Genomic DNA, 23056 nt, shown 5'->3' on the forward strand with positions numbered 1-23056 from the left:
GCTGAGTGCCATCAGTCGCGGAAGGTCTCCAGCACCAGGCAGGCGTTGGTGCCGCCGAAACCGAAGCTGTTGGAGAGCACGCGCTCGACCTTCACCGCGTCACGACGCTGGGTCACGATATCGACGCCTTCGGCCTGCTCGTCGAGGGTCTCGATATTGGCCGAGGCGGCGATGAAGTCGTTCTCCATCATCAGCAGCGAGTAGATCGCCTCCTGCACGCCGGTGGCCCCCAGCGAGTGACCGGTCAGCGACTTGGTGGAGCTGATTGCCGGGGTCGCGTCGCCGAACACCTCACGGATCGCCCGTAGCTCGGAAATATCGCCTACCGGCGTCGAGGTGCCGTGGGTGTTGATATAGTCGATCTTGCCGTCGACGGTGGCCATGGCCTGACGCATGCAGCGAACGGCTCCCTCGCCGGAGGGGGCAACCATGTCGTGACCATCGGAGTTGGCGCCGTAACCGGTCACCTCGGCATAGATCTTGGCGCCCCGGGCACGCGCATGCTCGAGCTCCTCGAGCACCAGCATGCCGCCACCGCCGGCGATGACGAAGCCATCGCGGGCCTGGTCATAGGGGCGTGAGGCCTTTTCCGGCGTATCGTTGTACTGGGTGGAGAGGGCACCCATGGCGTCGAACAGGCAGGAGAGGGTCCAGTGCTCCTCCTCGCCGCCGCCGGCAAAGACCACATCCTGCTTGCCCATCTGGATCTGCTCCACGGCGTTGCCGATGCAGTGCACGGAGGTGGCGCAGGCAGAGGAGATCGAGTAGTTGATGCCCTTGATCTTGAACGGCGTCGCCAGGCAGGCCGAGACGGTACTGCCCATGGTGCGGGTGACCCGGTACGGGCCCACGCGGCGCAGGCCCTTCTCGCGCATTACGTCGGCGGCCTCCACCTGGTTGGCGCTGGAGGCGCCACCGGAGCCGGCGATCAGGCCGGTGCGTTCATTGGAAACCTGTTCCGGCGTCAGCCCCGCGTCCTCGATGGCCTGAGCCATGCTGACATAGGCGTAGGCAGCGGCATCACCCATGAAGCGACGCTGCTTGCGATCGATCAGGGCATCGAGGTCGATATCGACCACGCCGGCCACATGACTACGGAATCCGCGCTCGGCGTACTCCTCCTTGAAACGAATACCGGAGCGCCCTTCACGGAGTGCCTCCAGAACCTGCTGCTTGTCGTTGCCCAGGCAGGAGACGATGCCCAGGCCGGTGACTACCACTCGTCGCATGGAAACCTCCTGGTCAGAAGTTCGCGGTGGAGGTGAAAAGGCCGACGCGCAGGTCGTTGGCCTGGTAGATATCGCGGCCGTCGACGGAAACAGTGCCGTCGGCCATGCCGAGAATCAAGCGCCGGGTGATGATGCGCTTGATATTGATGCGGTAGGTGACCCTCTGGGCATCGGGCAGGATCTGGCCGGTGAACTTCACCTCACCACAGCCCAGGGCACGACCGCGGCCGGGGTGGCCAAGCCAGCCCAGATAGAAGCCCACCAGCTGCCACATGGCATCCAGGCCCAGGCAGCCGGGCATGACCGGATCTCCGGGGAAGTGGCAGTCGAAGAACCACAGGTCGGGGTGGATATCGAGCTCGGCGATCAGCTCGCCCTTGCCATGCTCCCCGCCATCCTCGGTGATCGAGATGATGCGATCGAGCATCAGCATGTTGGGGGCCGGCAGCTGGGCGTTGCCGGGGCCGAACAGTTCGCCTCGCGAACAGGCCAGCAGTTCGTCGCGGTTGAAGGAGTGTTGCTTGGTCACAGAGTCATTCCGAGAGTCGAATGTTATTAGAGGCGTAGTCTACTGCCCGTGAAAGGTGAATGCACGTGGTCCGAGCGTTCAGGAGTTCACTGCCCGGGGCTGGGGTGGCCGCCCAGTCGCCGGCATAGCCACAGGCAGAGGCCGGCCCAGATAACAGCCTGGGCAGGCAGCAGCCAGGGAGCGAGGGAGACTTCGGCAAGCTTGGCGCCGGCGTAGTAGGAGAGCGGACCACCGACGGCCCCGCCCAGGACGGCGAGCCGAGGTCGCGACCACAGCCAGGCCAGGGAGTGATGCAGCAGGGTGGCGAACAGTGGCCACAAGAGCCACAGCCAGGCCGGTAGCAGCCCCAGGGCCAGGCGCGAGTCGCCAAAGTCGAAGCCGCCGACCCGGGTCAGGCCACCGTCGACGGCCAGGCCGAGCAGGATAAAGCCGAGCAGCCAGCGCCACTCCCCGGGCCGGGCCTGCCAACGCAGATGTGCGGCGAGCAGCGCCGCCGCCACGGCCCCGCCCACCAGGCTGCCGCCCAGCACGCAGGCCAGCCAGCCCGCCTCGAAGGTCAGCAGGTTGGCCAGCAGGCGCGGGGGCGAGAGTCGTCGACCCGAGGGTGGCTCAGGCATCGGTTCGGACTTCGGTTCGGGCATCGGATCAGGCATCGGCCCGGGTGTCGGTGAGCGGCGTCGGGCGGGCGCCGGGCTTGGCCAGCAGCAGGTGGCAGGCGCCGATGGTGCGCTCGAGAAAGCCGCCCTCGCAGTAGCTCAGGTAATAACGCCACATACGGATGAATCGTTCGTCATAGCCCAGGTTGCGTACGGTCTCCAGGTTGGCCTCGAAGCGCTGGCGCCATTCACGCAGGGTGCGCGCGTAGTGCGGGCCTATCTCGCTCAGGGACAGCACATTGAGTGAGGTGCTTCGCGTCACCCCCTGCAGGATGGCGTGGTGGGAGGGCAGGAAGCCCCCGGGGAAGATATGACGCTTGATGAAATCCATCTCGCGCTTGGCGGCCTCGAAGCGCTGGTCGCGTATGGTGATCGCCTGCAGCATCGTCAGGCCGTCGTCGGTGAGCAGCCGATCCAGGGTGGCCAGGTAGGTCTCCAGATACTGGTGGCCCACCGCTTCGATCATCTCCACTGAGATCAGCCGGTCGTAGCGGCCCTCGAGCTCGCGGTAGTCCTGCATGAGCAGGGTGATACGCTCTCCGAGCCCCTCCTCCTCGATGCGGCGCGCGGTATGGGCGTACTGCTCCTCGGAGATGGTGGTGGTGGTGACCCGACACCCGCGGGTCCTGGCCGCGTGGATGGCGAGCCCGCCCCAGCCGGTGCCGATCTCCAGCAGATGGTGGTCGGGGCGCACATCCAGCCGCTCCAGCATGAGGTCCAGCTTGTGGGTGGAGGCCTCCTCCAGGCTCGCCTCGACGTGGGGGAAGACGGCGCTGGAATACATGCGGTGTTCGCGGTCGAGGAAGGTGGCAAACAGCTCGTTGCCGATGTCGTAGTGGGCCGAGATGTTGCGTCGTGAACCCGACAGGCTGTTGCGCTGCAGGCGGTAGAGGGCGGTCAGCAGCCAGCGTCCCAGGCGCGCGGGGCCGTTCTCGATCTCGCCGTTGACCCGCTCCAGGTTGGCGGCGCACAGCCGTACCAGTGCGACCAGATCATCGGTATCCCAGTCGCCATCCATGTAGGCCTCCGCGGCCCCCACGGTGCCACCCAGCGCCAGGCGCCTCCAGGCCCGGCTGTCGCGCACCACCAGGTTGGCCACGAGTGGCCCCCCCTGGCCCAGACAGTGGCGGCGATGCCCCTCGATCAATGTGATCTGGCCGCCCTCCAGGCGGTCCAGCTGGGCCAGCAGGCGCGGGCGTAGCCAGCGTGTCAGACGGTCGGCGTCGTCCGTCAGGGGACGAGTGGTGTTGGCGGAGCGCAGCGTGTTCACGTCGGTCTCTCCTTACGAACGATCGGCGTCGGTGCCGGGGTGGTCATGGATCGGTACTCGCTTGGCCCACAGGCGTAGCGCCTCGAGGTGGATGCCGGCCAGGGTCTTGGCCCCCATCCACGGCTGGCGTGCCAGGGTGGTGAGCAGCACGCCACGGGTCGCCGGGCGACCCTCCAGGGTCAGGGTGGCGTCGAAGTGGCGTTCCCCTTCGCGCCAGTTCTCCATATGCATCAGCAGCCGCTCGCCGGGGGTGTTGAAGCGCCAGCGATAGATCATGTCCATGGGGTTGAAGGGCGAGACGTGCATCGCCTTGGTGAACTCGGCCGTATGGGCATGCCGGCTCGGGTCCACGGCGCAGGCATAGCGGGTGCGCTCGCCCCAGGGGGTGTTGCTCACCTCGCCCAGCACGGCGCGTAGCCCGCCACGGGTATCGAAGGCGTAGTAGAGCGAGATGGGGTTGAAGCCCAGGCCCAGGGTGCGCAGCTGGGTGAGCAGGCAGATGCGGCCGTCGGGAGCGTCGCCCAGCTGGCGCGAGAGCTCCTCGCGCACCGCCTGCTCGAGCGGGAGATCCTCGGATACCGGCCCGCCCTTGAGATGATCTTCGCGGCGGAAGCGAGCCAGCGCGGGGCGCCGGGCGCTGAAGCCGGGCACATCGTCGAAAAGCTCGGGCAACTCACCGAGATCGAGCCAGGCCATCCATGTCCCGTAGGTGAAGGCGTGCTTACGCGGCAGGAAGCGCCGATGACGCAGCTCGCCGCGGTAGATGCGTGAGCGGGGCGTGGCGATCATGCGCTCATGGCCCCCTCGACCACGGGAGCGAGCAGGTTGGTGATCCCCTCGGGCCCCGCCTCGTCACCGCCCAGGGCGTGGGCCACGCGCAGGGCGCTCCAGACGCCATCCTCGTGGAAGCCGTTGCGCCAGTAGGCGCCACAGTAGTGGGTGTGGAAGGCGGTGCCGGAGATCTCGTCATGGCGGGCCTTGGCCGCTTCGCCCTCCAGGGTGAACTGTGGATGGGCATAGGTGAATCGGCCCAGCACCTTCTCCGGCGCGATCGCCTCACTGTCGTTGAGGGTGACGCAGAAGGTATGCGGTGCCGCCAGGCGCTGCAGGATATTCATGTCATAGGTCACCGAGACGCGCGCCGTCTCGTCTCGACCATCCAGTCGATAGTTCCAGCTCGCCCAGGCGCGGCGGCGGCGGGGCAGCAGGCGGGTGTCGGTATGCAGCACCACCTCGTTGTCCTGGTAGGTCAGGGCGCCCAGGAGCTCGCGCTCGGCGGGGGTGGGGTCCTCCAGCAGCGCCAGGGCCTGGTCGGCATGGCAGGCCATCACCACCTCGTCGAAGTGCTCGATGCCGAGGGCGCTGCGCACCGCCACGCCGTCGGCCTGTCGGCGGATGCCGCGCACCGGTGTCGACAGGCGGATGCGGCCGGCGTAGGGCGCGGTGAGCAGCGGAATATAGCTGCGCGAACCGCCGACCAGGGTGTACCACTGGGGCCTGTCGTTGACCGAGAGCAGACCGTGGTGGCGGAAGAAGCGCACGAAGAACTGCAGCGGAAAGTCGCGCAGGTCGCTCAGGCTTGCCGACCAGATCGCCGCTCCCATGGGCAGCAGGTAGCGCCTCTGGAAGGCGCTGTCGAAGCCGCGCGCCTCGAGCCATGTGCCCAGGGTCATGGCGGGATCGAGTGCGCCGTCATCCATGGCGCGTATCGCCTCGCGGTTGAAGCGCAGAATCTCGCGCAGCAGGCGGTAGAAACTGGGGCGCATCAGGTTACGCCGCTGGGCGAACAGGCTGGCCAGGGTGTGGCCGTTGTACTCGAAGTCGCGGGCGGTCTCATGCACCGAGAAGCTCATCTCGGTGGGCTGGGAGAGCACACCGAGGCGCTGCATCAGGCGCTGAAAGTGCGGATAGGTCCAGTCGTTGAAGACGATGAAACCGGTGTCGATGGCGTAGTGGCGGCCCTCGAGCTCCACATCCACGGTGGCGGTGTGGCCGCCCAGGCGTGCATCGGACTCGAAGAGAGTCACCTCGTGGCGGCCCGTCAGGTACCAGGCGGCGGCCATGCCGGCGATGCCGCTGCCGATCACGGCGATGCGCCTGCTGTTCACGGTGTTGGTCTGCCTGGTTGTGGTGAGAGGGGGGCGAGCATTCATCGGGTGTTCTCCGTGGCGGTCTCGGACCGCGTCATGCGTCGCCCCAGCCGATAGCGCAGCGTGGCGGGCAGGATCCCCATCAGCTTGAGCGGCAGGGTGAAGCGTCGAGGGAAGTGGATGTCCAGGCGGCGGCGGGCGAGGCCGTCGAGGATCGCCTCGGCGGCCTGGTCGACCTCCATTCGCATGGGCATAGGGAAATCATTGCGGTCGGTGAGTGGCGTGCGCACGAAACCCGGGTGGATAAGGCTGACGTCGATCCTTTCGTCGGCCAGGTCCAGACGCAGCGACTCCAGGAAGTGACTCAGCGCCGCCTTGGAGGCGCCATAGGCCTCGGCCCGAGGCAGGGGCAGGTAGGCCGCGGCACTCGAGGTGGCGGCGAGCAGCGGGTTCCCGCCCTCGATGCGGGCGCGGCGCAGCAGTGGCAGGGCGGCATCGATGCAGTGGAGGGCGCCGTGGAAGTTGGCGGCGAAGACTCGTTCCACCAGATCGACGTCGAAGTGGCGAGCATCGAGATATTCGCAGGTGCCGGCATTGAGGATCACCAGGTCGAGGCCCCCCAGGGCGGCCGCCAGTTGCCGACTGGCGTCGCGTACCGCCCCGCGGTCGGTCACATCCAGCGGCAGTACCAGGGCGTTGGCGCGGCCGGCGGCCAGCTCATCGAGGGCTGCCGTGTTGCGGCCGCTGAGTGCCACGCGGTCGCCGCGGGCCAGCAGGCGTTCGGCCAGGGCGCGGCCGATACCCGAGCTGGCGCCGGTGAGCCAGATGCGCTGGGAGTCGGACATGGGGCCTCCGGGGTGGTTGCCATGCCCGGGGCCGTTGTTCTCAGGCGTCGAGCTGGCGCTTTATCAGTCGGATGGCACCCCCTAGCAGAGGGAGCCGTTCATAGAGCAGTTCACCGGCATCGAAGTAGTCGCGATGGCGGGCGATCCGTCCGCTGTCATCTTCCGCGAAGGCGAGGTGAGAGCATCCTTCCACCGTGATCTCGCGTCCGCTCTCCAGACGGGGGTGCACCAGGTGCATGGTCCAGGTGACAAAGGCCTCGCGGTCCACGCGCTGCCGACTGTGAAAACGAAATCGGCATTGGGTGACATTTCTGTACAAGGCCGAGAAGTAGCGCTCGAGTGCCTCTATACCCTCGATATGGTGAAGCGGGTCGTGAAAGATTACGTCTTGAGTATAGAACTCGCTCACCTTTCTTGTACAGCTCTTGTCTAGATTTTTAAAGAAGGCACAGAAGGCCTCCAGCTGAGGGTCGGCTGACATCGGGCGCTCCTTGGTTCAGTCGGCCTTGAGTGCCTTGAAGGCCTCCAGCGCGCGCAGACGCGCCGCCTTGTGGTCGACGATGGGGGGGGGATAGTCGCTGCCGCCGAGCAGATCCCGGGGAGGCGCATGACGGGCCTTGACGGGCAGTTCGGCCAGCTCCGGCAGCCACTCGGACAGGAAGGTGCCATCGGGGTCGAAGCGCGTGGACTGGGTGGTGGGGTTGAAGATGCGGAAGTAGGGAGCCGCATCGGTGCCGGTGGAGGCGGCCCACTGCCAGCCGCCGTTGTTGGCGCAGAACTCGCCATCCACCAGGTGGCGCAGGAAGAAGGCCTCGCCTCGGCGCCAGTCGATCAACAGGTGCTTGCTCAGGAACATGGCGGTGACCATGCGCAGGCGGTTGTGCATCCAGCCGGTAGCGACCAGCTGGCGCATGGCGGCGTCGACGATGGGGTAGCCGGTGCGGCCCTCGCACCAGGCGCGGAAGCCTGCGTCGTCATCGCGCCAGGCGAGCCCCTCGGTATGGCGCTGGAAGGCACGATGCCGACATACGCGGGGAAAGCCCACCGCCACATGACGATAGAACTCGCGCCACACCAGCTCATTGACCCAGGCGGTCAGACCCGCATCGCCTTCGGCCAGGCTGCCGTCATTCTCGGCGAGCACCGCCTGCACACACTGGCGCCAGGAGATCATGCCCAGTGCCAGGTAGGGAGAGAGTTCGCTGGTGCCGCGAATCGCCGGGAAGTCGCGCTGGTTGGCGTAGTGGCGAGCACGGAAGCGCAGGAAACGCTCCAGGCGGTCTGCGGCGGCCTCCTCACCGGCGGGCCACTGGCGGCCATCGATGGGGGTGTCCGCCAGTACCGGAAGGGCGGGCAGCGGGTCGCTCTCGATACCGAGGGATGCCTGGGGGGGCGGGGGGGCTGCCAGCGCCAGGTGCTCCGCGCTCAGCTGACGGTGCCAGGCCCGTGCGAAGGGGGTGAAGACCCCGTAGTAGTCGCCCTTGCCGGTGAGCAGCTCTCCCGGGGCGAAGGCCACGGCATCGTGATGGCCTCGTGCCTCGAGACCTGCCGCCTGGAAGGCCTCGATCACCGCGGCGTCCCTGGCGAGCTCGTCCACCGGGTACTCGCGATTGAAGTGCACTCTGCCGGCGCCGGTCTCGCGGGCGATGGTCAGCAGCGTTTCCGGGGCCTCTCCGAAGTCGTCGATATCGCGATGCAGCAGCGGGATGCCCAGGCCTCGCAGCGCCGTCTCGAGGGCCGCCACGCCGCGGGCGCGGAAGTCGAGCTGGTTGGCGCCATGGCCGTGGCGCTGCCAGTGGGGCAGGGCGCGCAGGTAGACGGCGATCACCGGGCCGCGGTTTGCGGCGGCGGCCAGGGCACGGTTGTCATGGACGCGCAGGTCGCTGCGAAACCACATCAGGGTCGGGGACATATCGGCTCCATCAGGTGGGCAGCAGCGCCTGCAGGCGTGTGATGGCCTCGATGAGGTCGTCACCCAGTGCCGCCACGCCGCTGTCGTCGAGTTCGGACTGGCGGATGCGTGCCACCGGCCCGCAAAGCCCCAGCGGGACCTCGAGCTGTTCTGCCAGGCGTGGCAGCTGGCGGCGGATCAGGTCGGTGCGTCCGGCATGGCTGCCGGCCATCAGCACACCGCTGGCGCTCAGGCGCTCCACCGCCAGGGGCAGCTCGCCCACGGGCGGAGCGGTATCAAGCAGCATGACACCCAGGCCTCGGTCACCGGCCAGCAGGGCGGCGAGCAGCAGCCACAGGGTGCCGGGATCGTCGGGCAGTGGCATGGCCAGCAGGGTTGGGCCCGAGACCTGGGCGTTGGTGTGGTAGAGCCGCATGCCGATGCGCGAGCGCAGGAAGGACTCCAGGGTACGGCGCTGAAGGGTATTGCCCAGGCGCTCGTCACCCCAGCGCTCCTCCAGTTCGTGCAGCGTCGGCGCCCACAGCTCGGCGACACAGGTGGCCACCGGGTAGAGTGCCAGTGACTGGTTGTAGAGGCTCTCCAGGCGCGAGAGGTCCATCGCCTCCACGGCCTCGAACAGGCGGCGGCGCTGGGCGGGCCAGTCGCCCGGGGCGGGGGGCGGTGCCTCGGGCTCATCGCTGGTGGGGCGGTCGAGCAGCTCGCGCACCTGGCTCACCGGTACGCCACGGTTGAGCCAGCGCAGGATCTGCTCGACCCGTTCGATGTCCTCGCGGGCATATAGACGATGCCCCTTGGGCGTGCGGCGCGGCTTGATCAGCGCATAGCGACGCTCCCAGGCCCGCAGGGTCACGGAGTTGACGCCGGTGAGGCGCGACACCTCGCGAATCGGATAGAGCGGAGTGTCGCCGCCGTGCTGGGTCGGCTCGTTCATGTTGTGGGTGATCCTCCTGTCAGGGCATCGCCGAGATGGTGTCCGGAGAGCCAGGCGTCCTCGATGCGCGGTCCGCGCCAGCCGTCGCCGCACAGCGCCAGGCCGTTGCGGGCGAGGCGGTAGTCGACGTTGACCGCCTCGCCCGAGGCGAAGACATCGGGCTGTGCGTAGCGCCAGCGGTGGGCGCCCATGACACTGGGCTCGGGCAGGGCAATATCTCCGGGCAGGCTGCGCTGGAAGGCGTCGAGCAGTGCCTCGGCGATGGTTTCGGGGCCATCCTCGAGGCGTACCTTGCTCCATTCGAGGTTGGCAAGCAGGGTCAGGCTCTCGCCCTGGTCGCCGCGTCCGGGCTTGAGATGGTTGCGTACCGCGAAGCGCAGCGCCGGCGCATGCAGGCGCACCGCCTGCCAGTCATCGTCGACGCCGGGCAGCGCAGGAAGTGGGGCATCGAACAGCACCCAGGCGGCCCAGCAGGGGCGCTGGATCACCGCCGCACAGGCCGCGGCCAGGGCCGAGTCGTGGGGCGCCACCAGTGCCCTGGCCTGGGCTGAGGGGGTGGCGATCACCACCTGGGTGAAGGGGCCGTGGCGCCCGTCTTGGGCGTCCACCAGCCACCACTCTCGGGAATCGTGTTCGAGGCGCTCGATGCGGGTCCTGGCGTGAAGCTCGAGCCCCGCTGCCAGATGGCGAGTCAACGCGCTCATGCGCGGAGTGCCGCACAGTCGAAGCAGGTCGTCTCGATGGCGCTGCCAGCCGTCCTCGGCGGCGAACCATAGCGAGGTGGGCCATTCGGCCAGGCAGCCCGCTGCCTGCCACTCCTGCACGGCCGCGGCGAAGGTGGCGTCGCGCACGCTGAGAAACTGGGCGCCCAGGTCCAGAGTCGCCTGGGGAAGGCGGCGGCTCGACAGTCGCCCGCCGGGGCCGCGACCCTTCTCGAACAGGGTCACCGGCCGGCCGGCGGCAACGAGCGACCTGGCGCAGGCCAGGCCGGCGATGCCGGCGCCGATGATGGCGGTATGGTTCCGGGGCTGAGTCATGACACCCTCGCAGGATGGTTTTCCGCTAGACTAGCAGAAGTGTACAACAGCTGTATAACTCACCACGGTTTACCAGGAGGTCCGGATGCGCGTGCTGATTACCGGAGGAAGCGGTTTCGTGGGCCAGCGCCTGTGTCAGCGGCTGGTCGAGGCGGGGCATCGGGTGCAGGTGGTCTCGCGAGATCCCGCCGCGGCGCACTCGCGGCTGCACGAGGCGGTGGATGTGCGACGCTCGGCGCTGGACTTCGTCGATGCTCCGCCCGATGCCCTGGTCAACCTGGCGGGCGAGCCGATCGCCGCCAAGCGCTGGAGTCACGACCAGAAGGAGAAGCTGATCGATTCGCGTCTCAACGCCACCCGTGAACTGGTGGGGCTCTGCGAGCAGCTGCAGCAGACCGGCACCCGGGTGCCTCGCGTCATGGTGTCCGGTTCGGCGATGGGCTATTACGGCGATCAGGGCGACCGTGAGGTGACGGAGGAGACCCCACCCCATGATGAGTTCGCTCACCGTCTCTGTCGTCGCTGGGAGGAGGCCGCCCTCGAGGCCGAGGCGTTTGGTGTGCGGGTCGCCCTGCTGCGTACCGGCCTGGTGCTGGACCAGGGAGGTGGCAGCCTGGCGAAGATGCTGCCCCCCTTCAAGTTGGGACTGGGCGGGCGCTTCGGCAGCGGCAGGCAGTACATGCCGTGGATCCATCGCGAGGATCTGGTGCGCGCCATTCTCTTCCTGCTCGAGCGCGACGAGCTGGAGGGAGCCTTCAACGGCAGCGCCCCGCACCCGGTCACCAACGCCGAGTTCACCCGTGCCCTGGCCAGCCAGCTGAAGCGCCCGGCGATCTTCCCGGTGCCCGCCATCGTGCTGGAAACCGCCTTCGGCGAGATGGCGCGACTGCTGTTGACCGGCGCCGATATGCGCCCGATGCGGCTCCTCGAGGCCGGCTTCGAGTTCCGGTTCGAGACGCTGGAGGAGGCACTGGCAGATATCCTGGCCTGATAGTCAAACCATAAAATCGAGGGGCTCCGGGGGCAGGCCGAAGAGAGGTCCGAGGACCAGGGACGGCCGAGGTAGTGCCCAGGGAGGGGTTTATAACGCCTCCTCGTAGGTCTGTCCCCGGATCAGCCCGGACTCACCGTCCTTCTTCGCCCACCGTTACGATGACCCGCACCGCGTCCAGGCGCAGCCGCGCCCCCTCGATGGCCTCGTCCAGGGCGGCGCGCTCGTCGCGTAGCGCGGCCAGCTCCTCCTCGCGAACCGCCGGGTTACGCCGCGCCAGGGCGGTCAGCCGCGCCAGCTCTCCGTCAAGCTCCTCGCGCATGCGACCCTGGGCGGCCTCGACGATGGAGGGCAGCTCGCGAGCCGCTTCCCCCTCGCCTCGGTCGAGCAGCTCGCGCAGCACCTCCAGACGGCTGCGGATCAGATCCCGAGCCATCGCCTTCTTGACCTTCTGCAGGTTCTTCGAGAGCCCGGTGAAGGAGATCTTGTCGGTCAGGTTGGCCCCGGACTCATCCAGCAGCACGCGCACCGCGGTGGGCGGCAGGAAGCGGTTGAGATGCAGCTTCCTGGGGGCCGGGCAGTGGGTGCGATAGATCAGCTCCACCATCACCCGCCCGGGTGGCAGTGACGGATACCGGAGCAGCGCCAGCGCGGTATTGCCCATGCTGCCGTCGAGGATGCGCCCCATCATCTCGCGCACCACCGGATGCTCCCAGGAGAGTCGCTGAACATCGTCACGGGCCAGCGCCCGCGAGCGTGAGAGGGTGGCGGAGAAGCCCTCCTCGCCCTTGGCCAGCCCCGGCAGGCCGTCGAGCATCTGCGGGCCGGCCACCAGGTGCTGGATATCACCGCCCAGGTCCTGGCTGTCGACGCCGAAGATGTCCAGGGCAAGGTCCAGGTAGCGGCGCAGGGCGCGGTCCTCATCCAGCTCGCCGATCGCCACGGCCACCGCCTCGGCACGCTCGTGCCGGCAGGCGTTGAGCTCCAGCAGGCGGTTGCGGCCGGCATCGCGCTCGGCCAGGCGGCTATCGAACAGCGCCCGGGTCTCCTCGATGACCTCCTCGAGGGACTCATCGTCGAGCAGGGCATCGGCCAGGGGGTCGCCGAAGGCATCGAAGATCTCGCTGCCGATGCCGTGGGGCGCGCTGAACGCGTCCATGCCGTCGCGGTACCAGCGCAGCAGCTTCTCGCCGGGACTGGCCTCGAAGACCGGCACGTGAATCTCGATGGCGTGGCGCTGGCCGATACGGTCCAGGCGGCCGATGCGCTGCTCCAGCTGGTCGGGGTGCAGCGGCAGGTCGAACATCACCAGATGGCGGCAGAACTGGAAGTTACGCCCCTCGGAGCCGATCTCGGAGCACACCAGCACCTGGCAGCCCTCCTCCTCGTCGGCGAAGGCGGCGGCGGCGCGGTCGCGCTCCACCAGCGAGAGCCCCTCGTGGAACACCGGGGCATGGTAGCCACCCAGCACGCGCAGGGCCTCGGCCAGGCCCTCGGCGGTCTCCCGCTCGTGGGCAATCACCAGCACCTTGTCACCGGCCAGCCCGCCTTCGCCGTCATCGGCCAGGCGCTCCAGCAGCCAGTTGACCCGCGGGTCGATCTGCCACCAGGGCTCGCCGTTGAGCGGATCGTCGGAGAGGGCGCGGTACATGGCGTCCAGGTAGATCAGCACCTCGGGGTGGTCGAGGCCGGTCTCGATCAACAGGTCGTCGAGGTACTCCTCGTCGCGGCCCAGCTTGCGCAGCACGCGCCGATAGGCGGCCGGGGGCGCAAGCTCCGTCACATGCAGACGGCGCTCGGGGAAGCCCCCCACGTGGCGCCGGCTGTTGCGAAACATCACCCGACCGGTGCCGTGACGGTCGAGCAGCTGGTCGCGGAGCTGGTCGCGAGCGGCATCGCGCTGGGTGGCGTCGGCCTCGGGATTGGCCAGGGTGGCAAGCAGTGCCAGGCTGTCGGGTTCGTCGATCACCGCGGCGACCCGCTCGCGCTCCTCGTCGCCGCCGGGCAGGCGCTCCAGGGCGTCGATCGCCTCGGCCACCGCCACATAGTGGGTCTCCTCCTCGCGGAAGGCCGCCAGGCTGTGATAGCGACCCGGGTCGAGCAGGCGCAGGCGGGCGAAGTGGCTCTCGATGCCCATCTGCTCCGGGGTGGCGGTCAGCAGCAGCAGGCCCTCGCTCTCGGCGGCCAGCTGTTCCACGCAGGCGTAGCCGGTGCCGACCTGCTCCGCGCTCCAGTCGAGGTGATGGGCCTCGTCGACGATCAGCAGGTCCCAGGTGCAGGCCTGAGCCTGAGCCTGACGGTGAGGATTGGCGAACAGCCAGTCCTGGCTGGCCAGGATCAGCTGGCCGGCCTCGAACGGGTTGGTGTCGCCATGGGCCTGGCTCTGCTGCTCGTCGAGCAGGGTCACCTCGAGGGCGAAGCGGCGCAGCAGCTCCACCAGCCACTGATGGGTCAGGCTGTCCGGGACCAGGATCAGGGCGCGCTCGGCGCGCCCGGTGAGCAGCAGGCGGTGCAGGATCAGACCCGCCTCGATGGTCTTGCCCAGGCCCACCTCGTCGGCCAGCAGCACCCGCGGGGCGTGACGGCGGGACACCTCGTCGGCGATGTAGAGCTGGTGGGGGATCAGGTCGATGCGAGGACCGGAGAGGCCCAGTGCCGGGTTCTGCTCCACACGGTGGTAGTGGTGCAGGGTACGAAAGCGCAGGTCGAACCAGTCGTTGCGGTTGACCTGGCCGGTGAGCAGGCGGTCGCGGGCCTGATCGAACTGCATGCTGTCGGCCAGGCGCGCCTCGGAAAGCTCGGTGAGTTCACCCTGTTCGTCCTCGCCGATATAGACGATCAGGCCGCCGACCTCCTTGGTGTCATCGACGGTCAGCGTCCAGCCTTCGGCGGCGCGGATGCGGTCGCCGCTGCCGAAGGCCACGCGCGTCAGCGGGGCCTGGCGGCTGCTGTAGGTGCGGGTTTCCTGGCTGGCGCCGAACAGCACGGTCACGCTGCGCGGGTCACAGTTGAGGATGGTGCCTAGGCCGAGTTCGGCCTCGCCGTCGCTGATCCAACGCTGACCGGGGGTGAAGTCGCTCATGATGCCTCGAGGATGCTGTAACAGGGTGCGCTCACGGCCGCAGGGAAGGGGCGACCTGGACAAAGGCGCGGTATCTTACAGCAAAGCTCGACGCGGCTTAAGCCTCGCACGCTGCCCTTGAGGCCAGAGCCGCTGCCAGACCCGACGCCGGCGCCTTGACGAGAGGGCACGCTGGCCCTCGACGCGAACGCCCCGACCGCTGGGCCGGGGCGTCGCTGGTATCGGCGAGGGTATCGGTGAGGGTGTCGGCGAGGGCCTCAGTCCTGGGGGCCGATCAGGTGCTTGACCTCCAGATAGCCGGCCAGCCCCCAGGGGCCCAGCTCTCGACCGATGCCGCTGATCCCGAAGCCGCCCCAGCTGGCCTCGGGCATCACCAGCTGCTCGCTGTTGAACCAGATGCTGCCGGCGCGCAGGGCGCGTCCCACTCGGCGGGCACGCTCGTTGTCTCCCGAGATGACCGTGGCGGCGAGCCCGAAGGGCGAGTCGTTGGCCAGCTCGATCGCCTCGGCCTCGCTGGCCACGCTGCGGGCACACAGCACCGGCCCGAAGACCTCTTCCCGCCACAGGCGGCTTCTGGTCGGCACGTCGCGATAGAGCGTCGGGGCGACGAACTCACCCTGGTCGGGCAGGTCGCGATGGCGGCCGTCGCGGACCGCCACCAGCCCTTCGGCCCCGGCGACCTCGAGGTAGCGCTCCACCGCCTCTCGCTGGCGGGCACTGGTCATCGGCCCCATGTCGGTGCCCTCGACCAGAGGATCCCCCAGGGTCAGCGCATCGATGCGCTCGGCCAGCGCCTGGTAGAGCGGCTCCGCCAGTGACTCGTGGACGAGCAGCCGGGAGGTGGCCGAGCAGATCTGCCCGGAGTTGAAGTAGATGCCGGCCATCACCCAGTCGGCGGCGCTCTCCACCTCGGCGTCATCGAGCACCAGGATCGGTGACTTGCCACCGAGCTCCAGCGATACGCCGCGCACGCCGTTGGCGGCGGCCTGCATGACCTTCTCGCCCACCACGTTGCTGCCGGTGAACGACAGCTTGTCCACACCCGGATGGGCGGACAGCGGCGCACCGATGCCGTCGCCGTCACCATTGAGCAGGTTCAGCACTCCGGCGGGCAGGCCGACCTCCAGGGCGATCTCGGCGAGCACGACCTCCGGTAGCGGGGTGACCTCGGAGGGCTTGAAGACCACTGTACAGCCGGCGGCCAGTGCCGGGGCGATCTTCCAGGCGCTGGTGACCAGCGGGAAGTTCCAGGGAGTGATCAGGCCGACCACCCCGGCGGGGTCCTCGAAGACCCGCGCCTCGATGCCCGCCATGCCGTGCTCGATCCGGCGTCCCTGTCGCTGCTCGAGTGCCTTCGCCTGGCCGGCGTAGTAGCGGTAGCAGGCGATGGCATCGTCCAGATCGATGGCGGCCTCGGCCAGCGCCTTGCCGTTGTTGGTCGACGAGCACCGCACAAGGCGTTCCCGACGGGCCTCCAGGGCGTCGGCGAAGGCCGCGAGGTAGGCCCCGCGGCGGACGCCACCCAGCGCCTGCCAGCCGGGCAGGGCCGCACGTGCGGCCTGCACGGCGGCCTCCACATCGGCGCTGTCGCCGGCGGTAAGCTCGGCGATCTGGGTCTGGTGATAGGGGTCCATCACCGACAGGCGGCGCTGGCCCCGGCTCTCGACCCATCGGTTGTCGATGAACTGCTGAATCAGTTGTTGCATGCAAAGGCTCCCGGTTGTCTCGGCACCATGCTGGAGGGTGAGGCGGTCAGGCAACGGCCTCGGACCAGGCCGCGGCGTCGATCTCGATCAGCATCGGGCCATCCTGGGGACGGTGCGCGATGGCGCGTGCCAGGCCCGCGGGATTGCCGACCCGGCTCGCCGCGCAGCCGAAGCCGGCGGCCAGGGTCTGGAAGTCCGGTGCCTGGATATCGACCCCGAGGCGAGTGACTCCGGCATTGTCCATGAAGCGGCGGATCTCCTCATAGCCCTGGTTGTGCCACAGCAGCACGATGATCGGCAGGCCCTCCTCCACCGCACAAGCCAGCTCGGTGAGGGTGAACATCACACCGCCGTCGCCGACCAGGGCGACCACCGGCAGTTCGGGCTGGCCGAGGCTCGCCCCCATGGCGGCGGGCAGCCCGTAGCCCAGCGTGCCGTAGCCGGTGGAGGCGTTGAAGAAACGCCGCGGGGCGTCCTGGCTCACCAGGTGGTTGGCCGCGTAGGTGGTGGCGCAGGAGTCACCCACCAGGATCGCTTCAGGCAGGCACTCACGCAGCGTGTCGAACAGCGGAACATAAGCGCGGAAGGCCGGGTCCTCGGCCAGTGCCAGGGACTCGAGGGCGGCGCGGGTACGATTCCTTCCATCCCGTGCCAGGGGGCGGCCGGCCAGTGCCTGCTCGAAGCTCGCCGCCAGCGCCTCGATGCTCGAGGCGGCGTCGGCCACCAGCGCCAGGTCGGCGTGCTGGTTGCGCGCCAGCTGTTCGGGGTCAAGGTCGATACGGATCAGCCGGCCGCCCAGCTCGAAGCCATCGTCGAACACCACATCGTAGTCTGTCTCGCCAATCTCGGTGCCGATGGCCAGCACCACATCGGCCTCACGAGCCAGCTGGCGCACCGCCGGCAGCGAGGCGTTGGCGCCCAGGTCCAGCGGATGGTCACGGCCGAGCAGCCCCTTGGCGTTGATGGTGGTGACGGTGGGGGCATCGAGCAGCTCGACCAGACGGCGGGCCGCCTGGGGAGCGCCGACGCAGCCACCCCCCAGCAGCACCAGGGGGCGTTCGGCCTCGCCGAGCCAGCTCCGAGCCTGCTCGAGGGCGTGCGGGTCCGGGGCGGCCTTGCTCAGCACGCTGCGGCGAAGGTGGCGTGGGGCGCTGACCGGGGCATCGAACAGATCGATGGGGATCTCGATATGCACGGGCCCCGGGCGGGCTCCGTCGAACACCGCGAAGGCACGGGCCAGGACTTCACCGAGACCCTCCGGGTCGAGCAGGGTGTGGCTGAAGCGAGAGACCCCGGCCATCAGCTCGCGCTGCCCCGGTAGCTCGTGCAGGCGCCCCTGGCCACGACCCAGGGTGTCACGGCGATTGACGCTGGAGATCACCAGCATGGGGATCGAGTCCGCCAGGGCCTGGCCCATGGCGGTGGCGATATTGGTCATCCCGGGGCCGGTAATGATGAAGCAGACACCGGGCTTGCCCGTGGCGCGAGCGTAGCCGTCCGCCATGAAGCCGGCGCCCTGCTCATGGCGTGGCGTCACGTGGCGAATGCCGCTGCCCTGGTGTTCATGCTCGCCGCCGCCTTCTAGGCCGCGGTAGAGCTCGATGGTATGGACACCCGGAATTCCGAACACGGTGTCCACGTCGTAGGCGTCGCGCAGCAGGCGGATCAGCAGTTCAGCGCAGGTCATGGATATCTCTCTCCTCAGGGGCATGGTGGGCTCGGGGGTAGGGGGCTCCCTTTACCCCACCAGCCAGTGGGCCATGATCACGATGATGGGCAGCGTGATGGCGGTACGCAGCAGGAAGATCACCACCAGTTCCCACAGCTTGAGGGGAATGCGGGACTTCAGCAGCAGGGCGCCGATCTCGGACATGTAGATCAGCTGGGTCAGCGACAGGCAGGCGATAACGAAGCGGGTGAGCTCGCTCTCGATGTCGCTGGCCAGCACCGCCGGCAGGAACATGTCGGCGAAGCCCACCAGGGTGGCCGGTGCGGCGGCCTCGGCTTCGGGCAGGCCCATCCACTCGAGTACCGGCACCATCGGCATGGAGAGCCAGGTAAACAGCGGCGTGAACTCGGCCAGCACCAGCGCCACGGTACCGATGGCGATGACCAGCGGCAGCAGGCCGAAGAAGATGTCGGCGACGTTGAACAGGGCCAGGCGGACCAGTTTCAGCGGACCCGGAGCCTTCTCGGCGCGAGCCACGGCGATGCCCAGGCTGTAGCGCAGCAGGCTCTGGTCGCCGGTGTTCTCCTCCTGGATCTGGCAGCCGACCGGCTCATAGTAGTCGTTGGACTTGCGTGACAGGGGCGGCAGACGAGGCACGATCACGGCAGCCACCAGGCCGGCCACCACCACGGTCAGGTAGAAGGGAACGAACAGATGGTTGATGCCGATGAAGCTGGTCACCAGCAGAGCGAAGGCGATGGAGACGATGGAGAAGTTGGTGGCAACGGCCGAGGCCTCGCGGGCGTTATAGTAGCCCTGTTCGTACTGCTGAGTGGTGATCAGCACACCCACGGTGCCCGAGCCCATCCAGGAGGCGGTCGCGTCGATGGCGCTGCGCCCGGGCAGGCCGAAGATCTTGCGGAACGGGGTGCGCACCATGGAGCCGATAAACTCCATGAAGCCGAAATCGACCAGGAAGGGCAGCAGAATGGCGGCGAAGAAGAAGAAGGTCAGCAGGACCGGCGCCAGATCGTTGAGCATCACCCCACCGGTGAAAGAGGCGGTAATCATCTGCGGGCCGACCTGGAAGTAGGTCATCAGCGCGAACGCAGCGCCGAGGGCGCGCATCACCACCCATAGCGGCGAGATGTCGAAGAGCTCCTTCATCGCGCCCTGGCGGGCCCAGCCGGGCCGTGTCAGCTTGACCACCAGGGTCAGCAGGATGGAGAGGCAGAGCACCACGGTGGCGATGGCGGGCAGGGCGTCGCCGAGAGTGGCCTTGAGCCAGTCGGCGGCCAGGCCCATGCCGATGTTGATGGTGTCACCCACCGAGAAGGGCACCAGGAACAGCAGGATGCCGATCAACGAGGGGACGAGGAACTTGATCAGACCGTGGGTGCTCAGCTTGCCCCCTTCGGTCGTGATCTTGTCGGCGGAATGCAGATGGGAGGACATGGGGCGATTACTCATTGCTGTTGTAATGGTGGGCGCCCGCTGCGGGGCGCCATCAGGCGGTTGTCGGGGCCGCTCCCTGGCTCCGGGGTGAATCAGTCGCGACGTTTGACGCCGGGCAGGACACACAGCATCTCGTAAAGCAGCGTGGCGCCCATCAGGGCGGTATTGCCGCTCGGGTCGTAGGGCGGCGCCACCTCGACCAGGTCGCCGCCGACGATGTTGAGTCCCTGGGCGCCACGCACGATCTCCAGGCCCTGGGCGGAGGTCAGGCCGCCCATCTCCACGGTGCCGGTACCGGGTGCCACGGAAGGGTCGAGGCCATCGATGTCGAAGGAGATATACACCGGGCCGTCGCCCATCTGCTCGCGCACCTCGGCCATCAGCGGCTCCAGCGACTTGTGCCAGCACTGTTCGGCCTGGACGACACGGAAGCCCTGCTGACGACACCAGTCGAAGTCCTCGGCGGCATAGCCGGTGCCGCGCAGACCGATCTGCACCACGCGGTTGGCATCCAGCAGGCCCTCCTCCTGGGCGCGACGGAAGGGGCAGCCGTGGGCGACCTCCTCACCGAACATGTGCTCGTTGACGTCGGCGTGGGCATCGATATGGATCAGGCCGACCGGGCCATGCTTCCTGGCGATGGCGCGCAGGATCGGCCAGGTCAGGGTGTGGTCGCCGCCCAGGGTCAGCGGAACACAGTCATGAGCCAGGACGTCGTCGTAGAACTGGTTGATGATGTCCAGGTTCTTCGGCAGATTGAAGGTGTTGATCGGCACGTCGCCGATATCCGCCACCTGCAGGCTGTCGAAGGGGGCCGCACGAGTGGCCATGTTGTAGGGCCGCAGCATGCGAGACTCATCGCGAATCTGTCGCGGCCCCAGGCGGGTTCCGGGCCGGTTGGAGGTGCCGATATCCATCGGGATGCCGATAAAGGCGGCATCGAGGCCGGCAGCACTCTCCTGGGTGGGCAGGCGCATCATGGTGGCGGGGCCGCCGAAACGCGGCATGTCGTTGCCGCCGAGGGGCTGGTTGAAGTCGCTCATGCAGGGCTCCTGTGAAGCTGATTGATATGCCTGGCCGAGGTAAGGCCGGTGCGATACCCCTGAAGGAGCAGGATGTGTGCCAATGTCGATTTCGTTAGACCAAAGATTAAAAAATGAGGCGGGATGCTATGGCCTCGGGGCGTGTGGCAGGGGTGGGTGATTCAATTCTGGATCGGTGGGCCGGAGTGGCGTGATACAATAATGGATCGTGATCCAGGAGTGAATCACCGATGTCCGAGCATGACGCCCTGATCCTCAAGACCATCATCGACACCGCCCACGATCACTTCTTTATCGTCGCGCCCGATGGCCGTATCCAGGATGTCAGTCCCGGGGCGGCGGCGGTCTATGGCATGTCCCGTGAAGCCCTCTGTGCCACCAGCGTCCAGCGGCTGGAGGCCGATGGTGTGCTGACGCCTTCGGTGAGCCTGGAGGTCATGCGGACGGGCAGACCGGTGCAGCTGGAGCAGCGAACCGGTACCGGGCGGCGGGTCATTGCCCAGGCGCACCCCGTGTTCGAAGACGAGCGCCTGGTGGCGGTGGTGAGCCGCTCCATGGACATGACCGACCTGCAGCTGCTGCAGCAGGAGTATGCGCTGCTGCAGCGCCGCTTCAGTGAACACCTCCGGCGGGGGCATGCGCTGGAGACCGACGCCGAAGCACTTGAGGCGGAACTGGACGACCTCGAGGTAAAGAGTCAGCTGATGTGTGAGGTGGCCCTGCTGCTGCGCCGAGTCGCCCCTACCGATGCCACCGTGCTGATGCTGGGGGAGTCCGGGGTGGGCAAGACCGCCTTCGCTCGCCAGCTTCATCGCTGGAGCTCGCGTTGCGAGGGACCCTTCATCGACGTCAACTGTGCCGCCATTCCCGAGAGCCTGTTCGAGTCGGAGATGTTCGGTTATCGCCCCGGCGCCTTCTCCGGCGCCGCCCCCGGTGGGCGGGTGGGGCTGATCGAACAGGCTGAGGGCGGCACCCTGTTTCTCGATGAGATCGGCGAGCTGCCCCTGGCGGTGCAGACCAAGCTGCTCAAGACCATCCAGGATGGCTTCATCACTCGGCTCGGCGACAGCGCGCCGAGGCGCGTGGACTTTCGCCTGGTGGTGGCCACCAACCAGAACCTCTCGGCACGGGTGGAGGAGGGGCTGTTTCGGCTCGATCTGTACTACCGCCTGAATGTGATTCCGGTCACCCTGCCGCCCCTGCGCGAGCGTCGCGAGGATATTCCCGGGCTTGTCGAGCGTCAGCTCGGGCGTCTCAATCGCCGCTACGGGCGCGACAAGATGCTGGCGCACAGCGTGTGGCAGTCGCTGATGGGCCGGGAGTGGCCCGGCAATGTGCGCGAGCTGGAGAATGTCCTGGAGCGCGCCTGGCTATCGGCGGAGGGCGATGTCATTCGCCATCAGGAGCTGGGTGAGCTCCCGCGCTCGATGACGGAACCGAGCGATGTGGAGCTGGCCGAACCGAGCCCCCAGCCGGTGGCGGCCGAGCCTGCCCCGGCGTTGGGAGAGGACGAGTCGTTGGCGTCGGCCCTGGCCCGCACCGAGCACGACATCCTGGCGGAGCTGTGTGGCGAGCTGGACTCGACCTATGCCATCGCCAGGCGCCTGGGCATCAGTCAGCCGAGCGTGGTGCGCAAGCTCCGCAAGCATGGCCTGAGGATCGCCAGGGCCGAGGCCTAGGGCTAAGGCTCGGAGCTCTCCTGCCCCAGCCAGCGATCCAGTTGGGCGCGGGTCAGCTCGCCGACATGCTGCTCCACGGCGTGGCCCCGGGCGTTGAACAGCAGGGTGGTGGGCAGGCCGGGAGACTCGCTGAGTACCATCAGCTCCTGGTGCGGGTCGAGCAGCGGGTAGCGAAAGTCGAGTGCCTGGTCGTCGAGGTAGCGCACCACCTGCAGCAGCGACTCGCCCTGGTTGGCCACCACCACGGTAACATCGTCCCGAGCGCTCGCCTCGGCCAGCAGCGGCATCTCGCGCAGGCAGGGCGGGCACCAGGTGGCCCATAGATTCAGCACGACGCGCTCGCCCTCGAGCTCACGCAGATTGACGGTCTCGCCCTCGAGGTTTTCCAGAGCGAGGTCGGGCAGGGTCTTCAGAGCCATGCCACCGCCGAAGGGCGCCAGGGTGACGGTGGCCAGCCAGAGTGCCGAGACCACGACCAGTAGCGCCATGGCGCCAACCAGACGGCCCAGGTGGTCGCGCAGCATCCAGCCGCTCCAGATCAGGCCGGCCATCAGGCCCCAGAGCCCGTGATAGCCGGGCTGCCACAGCTTGAGGGCATCCAGCGGGGCGGCGGCATAGGCATCAGGGTGGAGCGCCACATGGCCGATCCTCGCGCCGAGCAGCCAGGCCAGCAGCAGGCCATTGAACCAGCGGGAGTGGGCGCGCCGGGGCAGGCCGAGCAGCCAGGCGCTGGCACCCAGTAGTAGCAGGGCAGCCACGAAGGCGTAGAGGCGCGGCAGCGAGAGCAGGACGGGACCCAGGGCGATGGCATCCATGGGGTGGCGACTCCTTAGGGGTGTGGCTCCTTGAGGGCAGGGTCGGCGAACGAAAGGCCAGGGGGTACAATGTGGTGCAGCCGATCCTGGATCCTGCCAAGCCTACTGCCGGTTGGC

General features: G+C 68.0%; 19 protein-coding genes. 2 read left to right on the forward strand and 17 right to left on the reverse strand.

The window, feature by feature from the left end; translation table 11 throughout:
- Positions 1–11: 11 nt before the first annotated feature.
- The 11 genes from fabB to Q0894_RS12025 all read right to left on the reverse strand — a co-directional run bounded on the left by fabB (position 12) and on the right by Q0894_RS12025 (position 10499).
- Positions 12–1229, reverse strand: coding sequence for a beta-ketoacyl-ACP synthase I (fabB, locus tag Q0894_RS11975; RefSeq protein ID WP_299235614.1), 1218 nt, complete (start codon positions 1227–1229; stop codon positions 12–14).
- A 13-nt stretch (positions 1230–1242) separates the two neighbouring features.
- Positions 1243–1758 carry a 3-hydroxyacyl-[acyl-carrier-protein] dehydratase FabA gene (fabA, locus tag Q0894_RS11980; RefSeq protein ID WP_132044135.1) on the reverse strand — a complete coding sequence of 172 codons (516 nt, stop codon included), beginning with the start codon at positions 1756–1758 and terminating at the stop codon, positions 1243–1245.
- Positions 1759–1844: 86 nt separating this feature from the next.
- Entirely contained in the window at positions 1845–2375 is a 531-nt protein-coding gene (locus Q0894_RS11985; RefSeq protein ID WP_299235816.1) for a DUF2878 domain-containing protein, read from the reverse strand.
- A gap of 28 nt (positions 2376–2403) precedes the next feature.
- Positions 2404–3684 (reverse strand): cyclopropane-fatty-acyl-phospholipid synthase family protein, encoded by a 1281-nt coding sequence (locus tag Q0894_RS11990; RefSeq protein ID WP_299235617.1) that lies wholly within the window; start codon positions 3682–3684, stop codon positions 2404–2406.
- 12 nt (positions 3685–3696) lie between these two features.
- Complete coding sequence (locus Q0894_RS11995) at positions 3697–4473, reverse strand: DUF1365 domain-containing protein (RefSeq protein ID WP_299235620.1); 777 nt, start codon at positions 4471–4473, stop codon at positions 3697–3699.
- Positions 4470–5837 carry an FAD-dependent oxidoreductase gene (locus Q0894_RS12000; protein WP_299235623.1) on the reverse strand — a complete coding sequence of 456 codons (1368 nt, stop codon included), beginning with the start codon at positions 5835–5837 and terminating at the stop codon, positions 4470–4472. The genes Q0894_RS11995 and Q0894_RS12000 overlap by 4 nt, the downstream gene beginning before the upstream one ends.
- Positions 5834–6619 carry an SDR family NAD(P)-dependent oxidoreductase gene (locus Q0894_RS12005; protein ID WP_299235626.1) on the reverse strand — a complete coding sequence of 262 codons (786 nt, stop codon included), beginning with the start codon at positions 6617–6619 and terminating at the stop codon, positions 5834–5836. Before Q0894_RS12005 ends, Q0894_RS12000 begins: the two co-directional genes overlap by 4 nt.
- 40 nt (positions 6620–6659) lie before the next feature.
- A complete protein-coding gene (locus Q0894_RS12010) occupies positions 6660–7100 on the reverse strand; it encodes a nuclear transport factor 2 family protein (RefSeq protein WP_299235629.1) in 441 nt (146 codons plus the stop codon).
- A gap of 15 nt (positions 7101–7115) precedes the next feature.
- Positions 7116–8531: a deoxyribodipyrimidine photo-lyase gene (gene phrB / locus Q0894_RS12015; protein ID WP_299235632.1), complete on the reverse strand. Its 1416-nt coding sequence runs from the start codon at positions 8529–8531 to the stop codon at positions 7116–7118.
- Between the two features lie 10 nt (positions 8532–8541).
- Positions 8542–9462, reverse strand: a complete 921-nt coding sequence (locus Q0894_RS12020) for a MerR family transcriptional regulator (RefSeq protein ID WP_299235635.1) — start codon at positions 9460–9462, stop codon at positions 8542–8544.
- Positions 9459–10499, reverse strand: a complete 1041-nt coding sequence (locus tag Q0894_RS12025) for an FAD-dependent oxidoreductase (RefSeq protein WP_299235638.1) — start codon at positions 10497–10499, stop codon at positions 9459–9461. Before Q0894_RS12025 ends, Q0894_RS12020 begins: the two co-directional genes overlap by 4 nt.
- 85 nt (positions 10500–10584) lie before the next feature.
- Between Q0894_RS12025 and Q0894_RS12030 the strand changes: the two genes are divergently transcribed.
- Entirely contained in the window at positions 10585–11490 is a 906-nt protein-coding gene (locus Q0894_RS12030; protein ID WP_299235641.1) for a TIGR01777 family oxidoreductase, read from the forward strand.
- A 133-nt stretch (positions 11491–11623) separates the two neighbouring features.
- Here the strand turns inward: Q0894_RS12030 and rapA are convergent, their stop codons facing one another.
- From rapA to speB, 5 genes are all read right to left on the reverse strand, one after another.
- Positions 11624–14572, reverse strand: coding sequence for an RNA polymerase-associated protein RapA (gene rapA, locus Q0894_RS12035; RefSeq protein WP_299235644.1), 2949 nt, complete (start codon positions 14570–14572; stop codon positions 11624–11626).
- Positions 14573–14829: 257 nt separating this feature from the next.
- The gene (locus tag Q0894_RS12040) at positions 14830–16278 is read right to left on the reverse strand and encodes an aldehyde dehydrogenase family protein (protein WP_299235647.1); all 1449 of its coding nucleotides are present in this window, start codon (positions 16276–16278) and stop codon (positions 14830–14832) included.
- Positions 16279–16324: 46 nt separating this feature from the next.
- The gene (locus tag Q0894_RS12045) at positions 16325–17965 is read right to left on the reverse strand and encodes a 5-guanidino-2-oxopentanoate decarboxylase (protein ID WP_299235650.1); all 1641 of its coding nucleotides are present in this window, start codon (positions 17963–17965) and stop codon (positions 16325–16327) included.
- Between the two features lie 51 nt (positions 17966–18016).
- The gene (locus Q0894_RS12050) at positions 18017–19402 is read right to left on the reverse strand and encodes a YjiH family protein (RefSeq protein ID WP_299235653.1); all 1386 of its coding nucleotides are present in this window, start codon (positions 19400–19402) and stop codon (positions 18017–18019) included.
- A gap of 92 nt (positions 19403–19494) precedes the next feature.
- Entirely contained in the window at positions 19495–20445 is a 951-nt protein-coding gene (gene speB, locus Q0894_RS12055; protein ID WP_299235656.1) for an agmatinase, read from the reverse strand.
- A 230-nt stretch (positions 20446–20675) separates the two neighbouring features.
- On the opposite strand from speB, the gene Q0894_RS12060 reads away from it, so the two are divergent.
- On the forward strand, positions 20676–22124 hold the full coding sequence (locus Q0894_RS12060) for a sigma 54-interacting transcriptional regulator (protein WP_299235659.1): 1449 nt from the start codon (positions 20676–20678) through the stop codon (positions 22122–22124).
- 2 nt (positions 22125–22126) lie between these two features.
- Here Q0894_RS12060 and Q0894_RS12065 read toward each other — a convergent pair whose 3' ends face one another.
- Complete coding sequence (locus Q0894_RS12065) at positions 22127–22939, reverse strand: TlpA disulfide reductase family protein (RefSeq protein ID WP_299235662.1); 813 nt, start codon at positions 22937–22939, stop codon at positions 22127–22129.
- Between the last annotated feature and the right edge of the window lie 117 nt (positions 22940–23056).

The sequence above is a fragment of the uncultured Halomonas sp. genome, assembly GCF_947501415.1.
Lineage (GTDB): Bacteria > Pseudomonadota > Gammaproteobacteria > Pseudomonadales > Halomonadaceae > Halomonas.